This is a genomic window from Pseudoalteromonas sp. (genome assembly GCF_018402495.1).
GTDB lineage: Bacteria > Pseudomonadota > Gammaproteobacteria > Enterobacterales > Alteromonadaceae > Pseudoalteromonas.
Window position 1 is genome coordinate 620,483 of record NZ_JAGYIU010000001.1, and the last position, 13,653, is coordinate 634,135.

Genomic DNA, 13,653 nt, shown 5'->3' on the forward strand with positions numbered 1-13,653 from the left:
GTAACACGTTTTTTAAAAGGTAAATTATGACCGCATTACCCGTCATTGTAGGTATGGGAGGCATTAATGCCGCTGGCCGTACGTCTTTTCATCAAGGTTATCGTCGTATCGTGTTAGATAGCTTAGCGTCACAAGCGCGACAAGAGACATTTTTAGGCCTTGCCACATTAATGAATTTAGTCAGTGTTGTGAATGGGCAACTTCAAGACATGCAAGGCAATCATGTTGAGCAAAGCGACATTGAAGCACGCTTTGGTGAGCAAATTATTGCAGGTACATTGATTCGTAAAATTGAAAAACAACACTTTGATGTTGATGCCACACCTTGGCAGCAAAAAATGACCTTAACCGCGTCTGATGAAAACGCGATTGTGTTTGTAACACGCAGTCGTGATTTACCTTCGCCAGTACCTGAAAGTTGGCACGTAGAAGCGCTTGATAATAAAAAAGTGAAAGTAACTATTGCTGCTGAGCTTAGCGTAAAGCACGATTCTACTCGCGACAACCCAATAAAGTCAGCAGGGCAATTTCCTACCGGGTTTGATCCGTCAATAATGTACAATAGCCGCTACCAGCCTCGCGGTTTACAAGCGACCATATTTGCTGCCACCGATGCAATTAAATCAACAGGGCTTGATTGGCAACACATTATGAATAGCGTAGAGCCTGATAAAATTGGTACCTATTCAGCATCGGTTATTGGCCAAATGGATGATAAAGGCTTAGGTGGTTTAGTTAAGGCTCGCCAGCAGGGCGATCGTGTCAGCACTAAACAGCTTGCACTGGGTTTAAATACAATGTCGACCGATTTTATTAACGCCTATGTGACCGGTAATGTGGGGACTACTTTTTCAACTTCAGGCGCATGTGCCACCTTTTTATATAATTTACGCGCAGCGGTAAACGATATTCAAGCAGGGCGTACACGCGTTGCAATTGTGGCAAGTGTAGAGTGTGCTATTACCCCTGAAGTGGTTGAAGGTTTTGGCAATATGAGTGCGCTGGCTAATATTGAAGGTTTGCGCCGCTTAGATAATTTAAGTAATGACGATGAACCTGATTATCGTAGAAGCAGCCGCCCATTTGGGGAAAATTGTGGCTTTACTTTAGGTGAGGGCGCACAAGTTGCTATTTTAATGGATGATGGGCTGGCACTTGAACTTGGTGCAGACATTATGGGCTGCGTGCCTGATGTATTTGTTAACGCCGATGGAGTAAAAAAATCAATTACCTCACCTGGGCCTGGTAACTATATAACCATGGCGAAATCGGTTGCACTTGCTAGTAGTTTGTTAGGAAAAGAGGCACTGCAACAGCGTAGCTTTATTTTAGCCCATGGCTCAAGCACACCACAAAACCGTGTTACTGAATCATTAATTTATCATAAAGTAGCGCAATCGTTTGCTATTAATAGCTGGAAAGTAACCGCCCCTAAAGCCTATGTTGGCCATACTATAGCACCTGCCAGTGGCGACCAGCTTGCCATCGCCTTAGGTGTATTTAGCCACAATATCATGCCAGGTATTACCACCATAGATAAAATTGCTGACGATGTTTATGCCGATCATTTAGATATTCGTAACAGTCACTATGAGTGTGGTGATATGGACATTGCCTTTATAAACTCAAAAGGGTTTGGTGGTAATAATGCAACGGCCACAGTGCTTTCACCAAAAGTAACATTAAAAATGTTGGCTAAGCGTTATGGTGACGCTGAAATAAATAATTACGCTGAAAAACATAGCCAAGTAAAAGCAGCGCAACATACATACCAAACACAAGCAGACTTAGGGAAATACTCGTTAATTTATCGTTTTGGTGATGGTTTAATTGATGAGAATGAAATTGTTTTAGATGAGCACAGCATTCAGCTGCCAGGCTTTGAAAAAGCAATTACCTTTAGTGCAACAAACTCCTATCAAGATATGTTCTAAGCACACATACTTGTTAGCAAGGCGCTTTTTAAGCGCCTTTTTTAATGACTAAAAATCTAAATATATTTAGCAATAAGGCTGTTTTTATTACGATACTTCCAGTTTAAGTAGCGCTTAGCGAGTAAGGCGGTAAGCACAACCACTACAGCTATCATCGCCATAGTTGCAATATAACTCATACCATACCCTGCAGGCAGACCAACAAGGGTTTCACCATAGGTCATATCACTAAAGTTAAAACCAAGAGCAGGTATTAAAAGCCAACTGATAGCATGCAGTAAATACAAGTGAGCGAGGTAGGAAAACATACTGGTTTTACCAAGCACTTGTAGAAAGTTTTGCGAAAAACTAGCGTTTAAGTGGCTCAACAGTTTTAGCGCAATCAAACCAAGCCCTACAGTCAATAACATAAATTGTAGTGACAACGGATATTTAGTTGGATTTAAAAACGACATAATAGTGTGCAATGGATCTGTGTATACAGAAAACTGTGACATATCACCGTATACATTAAAGCCACGTAATATTGAATAAAGTGCTAGGCAGCTTATACCCATAATCAACGCGTAATTCATCACTTTTTTACTGTAATGCTGGGATTTGTAATAAACACCTGCGCAATAAGCCAAACACATGAGTCCAACAATGGGCGCGACAGGGTAGGTTGTTCTAACAGAAAAACCAAATGGCAGTGCTAATACATTTTTTTGATGAACGATAGACCAGAGTGTATGCGCGATGGTGTTGCTTTCAAAGGTAATGCCATCAAAAAGGTTATGACCAAATACCAGTAAACCACCTACAATCATCACAGAATAAATACCCGTTAAGCGAAGCAAGCCAAGCACCACAAAGCCCCAGCCAATTGCCCATATTACTTGAGCATATAACATTGGAAACGCGGGATTGAAACTCCAAGACCATGACACAATAGTAAACTCAAATAAAATAAGCACTAAGCCTCGAACTATTAAAGCGTTAGCAAACTGACGAGTACTCGCGTATTTATGTTCAGTTATTGCTGCAGATAGACCCGCTAAAAAAACAAATAATGGTGCACAAAAGTGTGAGATAAAGCGTGTAAAAAAAGTAAGCGCATCTGTTGCGGGTATGGTCATGGGATCGGTCACTGAATAATGTAGACAATAATACATGCCGTGGTCTATCACCATAAATATGATGATAATGCCGCGCAATAGATCAATATGATGCAAGCGACTTTGCGATAAAGATAATGACATAAAATACAATTAACAAGAATGAAAAAATGAACTTGATTATATGTTATATTATATCAATTTGCGAGGATGTTAAGGCAGTAATTTTGCGTGAGCTATCACTGTTTATAATTTCGGTTGCTAACATATTTTTACAGTTTAGTTTTTTTGATAGGTTACTATATTCACTTACAGAACAGTACATCAAGAACGTAATGATGTACACAGTATTAAAAGACTAAAAATGCAAAAAATACTCATTTTATCGGTATTAACTATGCTCAATGGTTGTACCTTTTTTGGTGCTGTATTGGATGGGCAAGCTGTTTCAAATGCAGATTATAACCAAAGCATGAATAATCCTGCTCGTTTCACTCCTTATAAAAAACCACTAGAGCCTGTTCCTGTAAACAAAGAGGGATTTTCTTTTACCGAGCTTGGTTTAAAAATAGACTCTGCAGTATTTGATTTAGTAAAAGGAGATGACGGTACTATTAGAAAATGCCGACAGATCACAAAAAATCTTAAAGAGTGTGTAGAGGTCGATAAATCGTCACCACACACTCATACGCCTAAGCCGATAAAAACTGATGATGAAATAATAAGTGTTGGTCTATAAAGCTACTAATAAAAAAGTAACTATGATCGTAGCCAGCGTGCATTTCGAGCTGCAGCGGATACGCTTTTTTATTAGCGATATCGACCAAGTTTTGTGGCTTAAGTTGCTCTTCTAAAAAGTTATCAGCATCACCTTGGCTGACCAACATAGGTAAATAATCAGCTTGTTTGGCTTGTTGCATTAATTCGCAGCTATCGTATTGTGCCCACGTTGTTTTGTCGTCACCTAAGTAGCCAGTAAAGGCTTTAATACCCCAAGGGCAATCTATTGGGTTAACAATTGGGCTAAATGCCGAAGCGCTGGTATACGCTTTAGGGTTTTTAAGTGCAATCATTAATGCACCGTGGCCGCCCATCGAATGACCACTAATTGCTTTTTTATCTGTAACAGGAAAGTGTTGCTCAATGAGAGCGGGTAACTCATTAACAACATAATCATACATATTAAAATGGGTGTTGTAGGGCGCTTTTGTGGCATTAAGGTAAAACCCAGCACCTTGTGCAAAATCGTAGCTGTCTTCGTTTGGCACGTTTTCACCACGTGGGCTGGTATCTGGCGCTACAATAGCGATACCCAGCTCCGCTGCTTTTTTAAATGCGCCCGCTTTTTGCATAAAGTTTTCATCGGTACAGGTTAAACCTGACAACCAGTACAGTACCGGCACCTTATTGGTTTCACTGGCGCCTGGTGGTAAAAAAACTGCAAAACGCATAGTGCAACGAGTGCTTGAAGCGCTATGGCTGTATTGCTTATGCCATCCGCCAGCCACTTTTGCTGTTGAGATATTTTCTAACATAACAATCCTTAAAAGCCGTTACTTAATAGCAACGGCTTGTGATGGTAATTTAATAAAATTTGCGTATTAGTAATGAATTACAGTACGAATACTTTTACCTTCATGCATTAAATCAAAGGCATCGTTAATTTCTTCTAGGCTCATGGTATGAGTGATAAAGTCGTTTAGCGCAAATTCACCCGCCATGTAACGCTCAACAATTTCAGGAAGTTGTGAGCGGCCTTTAACACCACCAAATGCGCTACCACGCCATACACGGCCAGTAACAAGTTGGAACGGACGAGTTGAAATTTCTTGGCCAGCACCGGCTACACCAATAATCACCGACTCTCCCCAACCCTTATGACAACACTCAAGCGCAGAGCGCATTACATCAACATTACCAATACATTCAAATGAGTAATCAACACCGCCATCGGTCATTTCAACAATGACTTCTTGAATTGGCTTGTCAAAGTCTTTTGGATTAATTAAATCGGTAGCACCGAGTTTAGTCGCTAAATCGAACTTAGAGGTATTAATATCAATACCAATAATACGGCTAGCACCAGCCATTTTAGCGCCAATAATGGCAGATAAACCAATACCGCCTAAACCAAAAATAGCCACCGTATCGCCCGCTTTTACTTTAGCCGTATTTGTTACAGCGCCCATACCGGTAGTGACACCACAGCCTAATAAACAAATTTCTTCTAACGACGCTTCTTTGTTTACTTTAGCCAATGAGATTTCTGGCAATACTGTGTATTCAGAAAATGTAGATGTACCCATATAGTGGTAAATAGGCTCGCCATCTTTGAAAAAGCGAGTGGTGCCATCTGGCATTAAGCCTTTACCTTGCGTTTCGCGTACTGCTGAACACAAGTTAGTTTTACCTGAAGTACACATTTTACATTCACCACATTCTGCGGTGTATAAAGGAATAACGTGATCGCCAACTTCTATACTTGAAACGCCTTCGCCCACAGCGTAAACCACCCCAGCGCCTTCATGACCTAAAATAGCGGGGAAAATACCTTCAGGATCTTCACCTGATAAAGTAAAAGCGTCTGTATGGCATACACCAGTGGCAGTGATTTTTACCATTACTTCGCCTTTTTTAGGCATCATCACATCAACTTCTTCAACGCTTAAAGGCTGATTAGGGCCCCAGGCAATCGCTGCTTTTGATTTTATAAATTCAGACATGTGTATATCCTTTGTAGTGGTTTGAATATGAATTGTAGACCCATACTGTTTGGGTGATGAGGTTATTGTATTTGTTTCTCAGATAATGATAATCTTCAATTTAATAAAACACTTTTACAGTATGGTAATAATTATGCGTTGGGAAGGTATTGATGAGTTTATTGCTGTTGGCGAAGAGGGAAGTTTTACTCACGCTGCGCAAGCGTTAGGTTTATCGGTTGCTCATATTAGCCGCCATGTTACAAAGCTTGAACAACGGTTAAATACGCAATTATTAACACGTACCACTCGCAAGGTTGTGTTAACCAAAGAGGGCGAGCAGTTTTTACACCAAGTTAAACATTTACAGCACGCAATGGACGAGGCCACTCAAGGCTTAGCATCGGTACAAACCTCACCTAAAGGTAAAATTAAATTAACAGCACCGGTTATGTATGGTGAAAGTTTTATTATGCCGATTGTGCATTCATTTATGCATGATCATCCCGAGGTAGAGGTGATTGCAACGCTCTCGAATGAGCAAGAAAACTTATTAGAGGGTGGCTTTGATTTAGCCATTAGATTGGGTCATTTAAAAGACTCAAGCTTAAAAGCGCGGCGTTTGGGCTCACGACGATTTATTATGTGTGCTGCACCTACTTATTTAGCACGTTTTGGCGAGCCCCATACGTTAGGTGAGCTTAACCAGCATCAATGTTTGATAGGCAATAGTAGTTATTGGCGGGTAAATGAAAATGGCCGTGATAAACATATTAAGGTAGCAGGGCGGTTGCTTTGTAATAGTGGTTGGGCATTAGTAGACGCCGCCAAACAAGGTTTGGGTATTGTTCAATTGCCTGATTATTACGTTGATAATGAAATTAAAAACGCTCAGTTAGTGCCTGTTTTAACAAATTATCAGCCTCAACAAGAGGGAGTATGGGGGCTTTATCCTGCGCGACAGTTTGTTGCAACCAATGTACGCGTATTACTTGATTATTTAATGACAGGGCTGAAAACTTAGTAAAGAACACTTGCGTGTTTAAAATATAGCCAAGTATCAGATTTATAAATTATTTCTTACATTTATGGTGATATTCAATTGCGCTGAGTTCGTGCTACTATAACGCCACACTTTTGGCATTAATGTTTTAATTAATATGTTTCAACCTGTTAGCCTATTTATCGGACTCAGATATAGCCGCTCCTCTAAAGGCAATGCGTTTATTTCGTTCATTTCGTTTTTTTCTATTGCAGGTATAGCGATTGGTTTAATGGCGCTTTTTACGGTCAGTAGTGTAATGAACGGCTTTGAAAATAGTTTAAAATCTAACATGCTTGGGCTCATTCCCCACCTTGAAGTGCAAGCCAAAGATCAGTCTAAAGTGAAAATGAATACGCTAAAGTCTGCGCTTGAGCAGTCGTCATATGTTAATCATGTAAGTTTGTACCGCCACGGTGAAGCGATATTACAAACCAATAAAGATCTTCACGGGGTGTTATTGCAGGGCTTGTACGATAACAGCGGGTCCTTGTATAAAATTACCGAAAAAATAGTGCAAGGTAATTGGCACAGCGTATTAAACGATGATTACAACATTGCAATAAGTCGTTATTTAAGTCGCAAACTTGGTGTTGGCTTAGGTGATAAATTACGCGTTATTATGCCTAACGCGTCAACTTACACCCCACTTGGGCGCATGCCAAGTCAACGTTTATTTAAAATTACTGCTATTTACGAAACCGGTTCTGAAATAGATATGGGGTTGGCCTTTACCAGTGGCGAGTCACTGCAACGGGTTTTAAAACTTAGTAATAACACAGCACCTAACTTAAGCGTATCACTGCATGAGCCGTTTGCACTTGATCAGTTTATTCAAGACAGTCAACTTATCCTCAATGATTTTAAATACACCGATTGGCGTAGCAGCCAAGGCACTTTATTTGCCGCTGTGGCGATGGAAAAACGTATTATGTCTATGCTCCTTGGCTTAATTGTGCTGGTGGCGGTATTTAATATTGTATCGGCACTGACCATGATGGTCAGTGAAAAACAAAGCGAAGTGGCAATATTGCAAACATTAGGACTCACACCCAGCCAAGTGCAAACCGTATTTATGGTGCAAGGACTTTATAACGGCGTGATTGGAACGGCTGTGGGTGCCTGTTTAGGTGTTTTATTGAGCTTATATATTAATGAACTGCTGGCTTTAGTTGGTTTAAATTTATTATCGGGGATATCACTGCCGGTCAAATTTGATGTAGTTAGTTTAAGTGTTATAGCTGTTTTAAGCTTAGCAATGAGCTTTTTAGCGACTTTATATCCAGCGCGCCAAGCCGCTAAAGTAAACCCAGCAGAGGTATTACGTTATGAATGATTTAGTAATTAGTTGTGAAAAAATAAGTAAGGTGTACCAAGACGGGCAAAATCAGGTTGAGGTATTAAAAGGGGTTGATTTAGCCCTAACGCAAGGTGAAATGCTGGCAATTGTTGGCAGCTCAGGTTCAGGTAAAAGCACCTTGTTACATATTTTAGGCACCTTAGACACGGCCAGTGCGGGTAGTGCAAAAATAAAAAATCAAGACGTTGCTAAGTTATCTCGCTCGCAGCAAGCAGCTTTCAGAAATAAAAACTTAGGGTTTATTTATCAGTTCCACCATTTATTAATGGAATTTAGTGCGGTTGAAAACGTTGCCATGCCATTACTCATAAAAGGGTTGAGCGCAAAAGAAGCCAATAAGAAAGCGCTTAACATGCTAGATAAGGTAGGCCTTGCACATAGAAGTAGCCATAAGCCTTCGGCTCTTTCTGGTGGTGAACGTCAGCGTGTTGCCATTGCACGCGCTCTAGTGACAGAGCCTGCGCTGGTGCTTGCTGATGAGCCAACGGGTAATTTAGATAAGCAAAATGCGATTAAAATTTACGATTTAATTAATGAGTTAAATAAAAGTTTAAACACCAGCTTTGTGGTGGTTACTCATGATTTAGAGTTGGCTGATAAGCTGGGTAAAATAGCGTATTTAGATGATGGTAAACTATCAATAAAAGAGTCAAACCATGTTGCTTAGTGCCTTTATAAGTAAACGTTTTAGAGCCTATTCAGGCCATAAAGATGAAAAAAACGCGTTTGTTAGTTTTATTGCTAAGGCATCCACTATTGGCATTTTACTTGGTGTTGCCGTGTTAATTGTGGCGTTATCGGTGATCAATGGCTTTGAACAACAATTAGTACATCGTTTATTAAGTGTAGTGCCGCAAGTTGAATATGTAGCACCAAGCAGGCCGATTGCCGATTGGCCTACTAAAGTTAAAAAGTTAAAACAGCAACCACAGGTAACAGGGGCGGCCCCATTTATAGCAGTAAATGGTATGGCGCAATTTAAAAGCCAATTAAAAGCGGTTGAGATTCGAGGTGTTGAGCCTTCGTTGGAAGGTGATGTGTCAGCCATAAACCAATTTACACAAGGTAAATTAGTTAGTCAGTTAGTAGGCGATGATGTTATTTTAGGCAAGCAAATTGTTAAGCAACTTAACATCGCATTAGGTGATAATGTGACCTTGTTAATCCCGCAAATTAGTGAAAAAGGCCAGTCATTACTCGCCCCAAAACGCGTTACCCTCACGCTTGCGGGCATTATAGAAATGGGCGGACCAATCGACAGCAGCGCTGCTTTTATTCATCTTAACAAAGCACAACAAACCTTAGGCTATGATCAAAGCCAAGTAACAGGGTTACGCTTGCGTGTTGATGATGTGTTTTCGGCGCATCAAATAGCGCTTCGTGTTGGCCAGACTATTACCGATTATGTGTATATTTCGAGTTGGCTTAGAACGCAAGGTAGCTTGTATCAAGATATTCAAATGGTGCGCACGATTGTTTATATTGTGGTGTTTTTAATTATCGCGGTGGCGAGTTTCAATATTGTGTCATCCTTGGTAATGGAAGTGCGTGAAAAAGAAGGCAATATTGCTATTTTAAAAACCATGGGTGCCAAAGACAGTACCATATTGGCTACTTTTGTCATGCAAGGCTTAACCCAAGCATTTGTGGGTGTACTTTTAGGCTCAATTGTTGGCGTGATTTTAGCAATTAATATTAGTGAGCTATTTACTTGGCTGAGCTTATTACTGGGTGAAAACCCGCTAGAAGGGGTGTACTTTATCGAATTTTTGCCCAGTAAATTAGTTTGGCAAGATATTGTGTTGACCGTTATAGCCACCTTTGTGCTTGCGATATTGGCGACGCTATATCCAGCATGGCAAGCTACACGCGTAGATCCGGCAAAGGTATTGGGTAATTAAACACAGTATTTAATAGGGCACTTAGCCTAATTCTGATAAACTGCGCCGCTACTAAACAGATTTTGTTTGCTGAGCGTTTATTTACCTTGGGATTTACTTTGACAAATAACGATATTTTACGCCGTATTCGCTACACCTTTGATTTAACTGATTCAGCTATGGTTGATGTTTTCGCCGCAGCAGCGCAGAGCATAAGCACTGAGCAGGTGATTGCATGGTTAACTAAAGAGGGCGAGCCTGGGTATACCCCAATAAGTGACACTGAATTTGCGGTATTTTTAAATGGTTTTATAAATACCAAGCGCGGCAAGCGTGAAGGTGAGCAGCCAGAGCCTGAAAGTAAATTGAACAACAATATTATTTTTATGAAGCTACGTATTGCTTTAAATATGAAAGCAGAAGACGTGATCGCGACCTTGGCGTTGGTTGATTTTGATTTAAGTAAACATGAGCTAAGCGCATTTTCACGTAAAATTGAAAACAAGCATTACCGTGTGTGTAACGATCAAATCTTGCGTTTATTTTTAACCGGTGTACAGCGTACTTTTCGCCCAGATGGCGAAAAAGCTTAATGCATTTTATGGAGGTTGAATACAACCTCCATTTTGACCTCTCCACATTTACTCAATTATCAGTCTATCCTTCTACAACTTCAGTCTCATAAAGCAGTATATTTTGTCGCTCTCGTAAAAATGTAGAGTCGTATTTTGTTTTACTATTTTTTTAATACTTTTAACGTGTTATTCATTCAAATGGGTGCTTTTAGCATATAAATTCTTTTTTAATGGGTTTTTATACAAAAGAAACAGCAATTTAATTCAACATCAAGCACGTGCATCCAGTTTATCTATGATGTTAAAGTGTGAAAATAATGATCGGATAATTAATTTCTTCACTAACAATAGCATTGATCATTTTTCCTATTTCAAATTAAAAAATACCTACATGGAAGAATAAATATGAATTATATACACACAACCATTGCGCAGTTAAAACAAACGAGCCCTGCGCAATGTGAGTTTTATCAAGCAGTGGAAGAAGTGCTTGACTCACTTGAACCTGTATTTGCGCAAACAAGCCATTACCAACAACAAGCAATTATTCAAAGAATGGTAGAGCCAGAGCGTCAACTAATGTTTCGTGTGCCTTGGGTTGACGATGAGGGCAATATTCAAGTTAATAAAGGCTACCGTATTGAATTTAATTCGGCGTTAGGGCCTTACAAAGGCGGCTTACGTTTTCACCCGAGTGTAAATGCCAGCATTATAAAGTTTTTAGGCTTTGAACAAATTTTTAAAAATGCATTAACGGGCTTACCTATTGGTGGGGGAAAAGGCGGTGCGAACTTTGATCCTAAAGGACGCTCTGATGGCGAAATTATGCGTTTTTGCCAATCCTTTATGAACGAGCTATACCGCCATATTGGCCCGACTACCGATGTACCTGCCGGCGATATTGGCGTAGGTGCCAGAGAGATTGGCTATATGTTTGGTCAATACAAACGCTTAACAGGGCGTTATGAAGGGGTGCTAACGGGTAAGAGTTTACTTTGGGGTGGATCGCTTGCCCGTAAAGAGGCCACAGGCTACGGCGCTGCCTATTTTGCTAATAATATGCTTGAAGAGCGTAACGATAGCTTATCGGGTAAGCGCTGTTTAATTTCAGGCTCTGGTAATGTGGCTATCTATGCCATGGAAAAGTTATATCAACTTAATGCAACACCAATTACCTGTAGTGACTCTAAAGGCACTTTGTACGATGAGAGTGGCATTGACTTAAAACTCATTAAGCAATTAAAAGAGCAATCACGAGGGTGTTTGAGTGACTACCTAGATACTCACCCTCAGGCAAAGTATACGCCTCGCGATGAGTACCCAGAGGATGGTCATGCTGTATGGCGCTTCAGTGCGGATGCTGCGTTTCCTTGTGCCACGCAAAACGAGTTAACTCAAGCTGATGCAAAAGCGCTACTTGATAATGGCTGTAAATTAGTATGTGAAGGTGCCAATATGCCCTCAACCAAAGAAGCGATTGATTGCTTTATTGAAGCAAAAATAGCTTATGGCCCGGGTAAAGCGGCTAATGCCGGTGGCGTGGCAACTAGCCAACTAGAAATGGCGCAAAATGCCAGTATGCAAAGCTGGACGTTTGAAGAAGTTGATGAAAAGCTCAAGCAAATAATGAAAGATATTTTCACAACAGCAAGCGACACCGCAAAAGAATTTGATCAGCCCGGTAATCTATTATTAGGCGCTAACATCGCTGGATTTAGACGTGTAGCTGATGCAATGATTGAACAAGGCGTTGTATAGTAGCGCCTCGGCTATTTAATTAACTCTCTACTTTTATTCGTTATATTCTGGATAGGGATTGTTCAGGATATAGCAAAAATAATGTATATTATTATTTAATAAGGTAAATTTAACTCGCTAATTAATAACAATAAACTATAGTGTGGATAAGGATAAGTGAGCTTATTAAGGAGAGTGCAAGTGCGTCTTATTCCCGCAATTTTTTATTTTTCAAGTGCGACAGAGCACGACTTCCAAAATCAACTTAATAAAAGCTCAATGCGTCTTGCTGATGCATCACTCTACCTTGTAACACTTTTTTTATTGTCTTTTATTTTTATGTCTTGGTTTAATCAACAAGAGCCTGCCAATTCAACCATAACAATTTTACGTGTAGTCATGGTGTTGTTATCGATAGTTCTCATTATTATAAATAAAACACTAAGTTCAGAGTACTTACATTCGCGCTTTTTTAGTTATGCGGTTTTATTTTGTTTTTTATTTAGTTATTTCTTCTGGGTATATGTTCAGCGTTACGGTGAGTTGAAAGAGGGAGGGCCTATGCTTGTAGCGGCTGCATTTATAGCCATACCGATGCTGCACTTAGGACATAAACTGGTTTTATGGTCAATAATCGGCATTGCCTTGATATTTATTGAGCTTTTTTCTTCTACTTCGATTATATGGACACTTTATTTTTATTTTAGCATGGTTATTGTATTGGCTATTGTGCAATATCAACTTGATACGTTATTAAGAAAGCAATATAAAGCGGAGTTATTTGAAACGGAAAAAGCCAACACCGATCAGTTAACAGGTATGCATAATCGGCATAGTTTTGATCGGCGCTGTAAAGCATTAATTAACAAGTTAGCGCCATCACAATATTTAGGGTTAGCCATGATTGATGTCGACTATTTTAAAAAATATAACGATAACTACGGCCACTTAGAGGGAGATAACGTACTAATAGCAGTAGCAAACCGATTAAAGCATTGTGACGCTGATATTGTGGTGCGTTTTGGTGGTGAAGAATTCATATTGGTAAAAACATTGCAAGCGAATGAGCTAGACTGGTTGAATGACTTACCTAAGCGCTTCGCAGACGACCCCATTGCACACCAATATTCACCTTTTAACCGTATTACTGTCTCTGCCGGTATTGCAATTGATCAATACACGACATATAGACCTTCAATAAAATCATTGTTAGCAACAGCTGATGTAGGGGTTTATAAAGCTAAAAATGCAGGACGAAATATCAGTATTACCGATTTTGTTGACCCTAAACAACCTGAAATTGAGTAAGACAATGCAAAGCACTAA

The 13,653-nt window shown here is 39.9% G+C and carries 12 protein-coding genes; 9 read left to right on the forward strand and 3 right to left on the reverse strand.

The features are described 5' to 3' along the window. The first annotated feature begins 26 nt into the window (after positions 1–26). Positions 27–1,934: a beta-ketoacyl synthase gene (locus KG708_RS02850; protein ID WP_213608033.1), complete on the forward strand. Its 1,908-nt coding sequence runs from the start codon at positions 27–29 to the stop codon at positions 1,932–1,934. A gap of 56 nt (positions 1,935–1,990) precedes the next feature. Here the strand turns inward: KG708_RS02850 and KG708_RS02855 are convergent, their stop codons facing one another. Continuing rightward, positions 1,991–3,175, reverse strand: a complete 1,185-nt coding sequence (locus KG708_RS02855; RefSeq protein WP_213608034.1) for an acyltransferase family protein — start codon at positions 3,173–3,175, stop codon at positions 1,991–1,993. Positions 3,176–3,395: 220 nt separating this feature from the next. On the opposite strand from KG708_RS02855, the gene KG708_RS02860 reads away from it, so the two are divergent. Beyond that, positions 3,396–3,770 (forward strand): hypothetical protein, encoded by a 375-nt coding sequence (locus KG708_RS02860; protein WP_213608035.1) that lies wholly within the window; start codon positions 3,396–3,398, stop codon positions 3,768–3,770. Here the strand turns inward: KG708_RS02860 and fghA are convergent. Both fghA and KG708_RS02870 read right to left on the reverse strand, forming a co-directional pair. Continuing rightward, positions 3,724–4,566, reverse strand: coding sequence for an S-formylglutathione hydrolase (fghA, locus tag KG708_RS02865; RefSeq protein ID WP_213608036.1), 843 nt, complete (start codon positions 4,564–4,566; stop codon positions 3,724–3,726). The genes KG708_RS02860 and fghA overlap by 47 nt on opposite strands. A 66-nt stretch (positions 4,567–4,632) precedes the next feature. Continuing rightward, entirely contained in the window at positions 4,633–5,754 is a 1,122-nt protein-coding gene (locus tag KG708_RS02870) for an S-(hydroxymethyl)glutathione dehydrogenase/class III alcohol dehydrogenase (RefSeq protein ID WP_213608037.1), read from the reverse strand. Positions 5,755–5,884: 130 nt separating this feature from the next. Here KG708_RS02870 and KG708_RS02875 point away from each other — a divergent pair, with 130 nt between their 5' ends. The 7 genes from KG708_RS02875 to KG708_RS17780 all read left to right on the forward strand — a co-directional run bounded on the left by KG708_RS02875 (position 5,885) and on the right by KG708_RS17780 (position 13,635). Beyond that, entirely contained in the window at positions 5,885–6,757 is an 873-nt protein-coding gene (locus KG708_RS02875) for a LysR family transcriptional regulator (protein WP_366513570.1), read from the forward strand. A 136-nt stretch (positions 6,758–6,893) separates the two neighbouring features. Next, positions 6,894–8,111: a lipoprotein-releasing ABC transporter permease subunit gene (locus KG708_RS02880; protein ID WP_213608039.1), complete on the forward strand. Its 1,218-nt coding sequence runs from the start codon at positions 6,894–6,896 to the stop codon at positions 8,109–8,111. Beyond that, the gene (gene lolD, locus KG708_RS02885; RefSeq protein WP_064664207.1) at positions 8,104–8,802 is read left to right on the forward strand and encodes a lipoprotein-releasing ABC transporter ATP-binding protein LolD; all 699 of its coding nucleotides are present in this window, start codon (positions 8,104–8,106) and stop codon (positions 8,800–8,802) included. Before KG708_RS02880 ends, lolD begins: the two co-directional genes overlap by 8 nt. After that, positions 8,792–10,036 (forward strand): lipoprotein-releasing ABC transporter permease subunit, encoded by a 1,245-nt coding sequence (locus KG708_RS02890; protein WP_213608040.1) that lies wholly within the window; start codon positions 8,792–8,794, stop codon positions 10,034–10,036. The genes lolD and KG708_RS02890 overlap by 11 nt, the downstream gene beginning before the upstream one ends. Positions 10,037–10,134: 98 nt before the next feature. Further along, positions 10,135–10,608: a DUF1456 family protein gene (locus KG708_RS02895; protein WP_213608041.1), complete on the forward strand. Its 474-nt coding sequence runs from the start codon at positions 10,135–10,137 to the stop codon at positions 10,606–10,608. A 387-nt stretch (positions 10,609–10,995) separates the two neighbouring features. Then, the gene (gdhA, locus tag KG708_RS02900; RefSeq protein WP_213608042.1) at positions 10,996–12,348 is read left to right on the forward strand and encodes an NADP-specific glutamate dehydrogenase; all 1,353 of its coding nucleotides are present in this window, start codon (positions 10,996–10,998) and stop codon (positions 12,346–12,348) included. Between the two features lie 180 nt (positions 12,349–12,528). After that, positions 12,529–13,635, forward strand: coding sequence for a diguanylate cyclase (locus tag KG708_RS17780; RefSeq protein WP_213608043.1), 1,107 nt, complete (start codon positions 12,529–12,531; stop codon positions 13,633–13,635). Positions 13,636–13,653 lie beyond the last annotated feature (18 nt).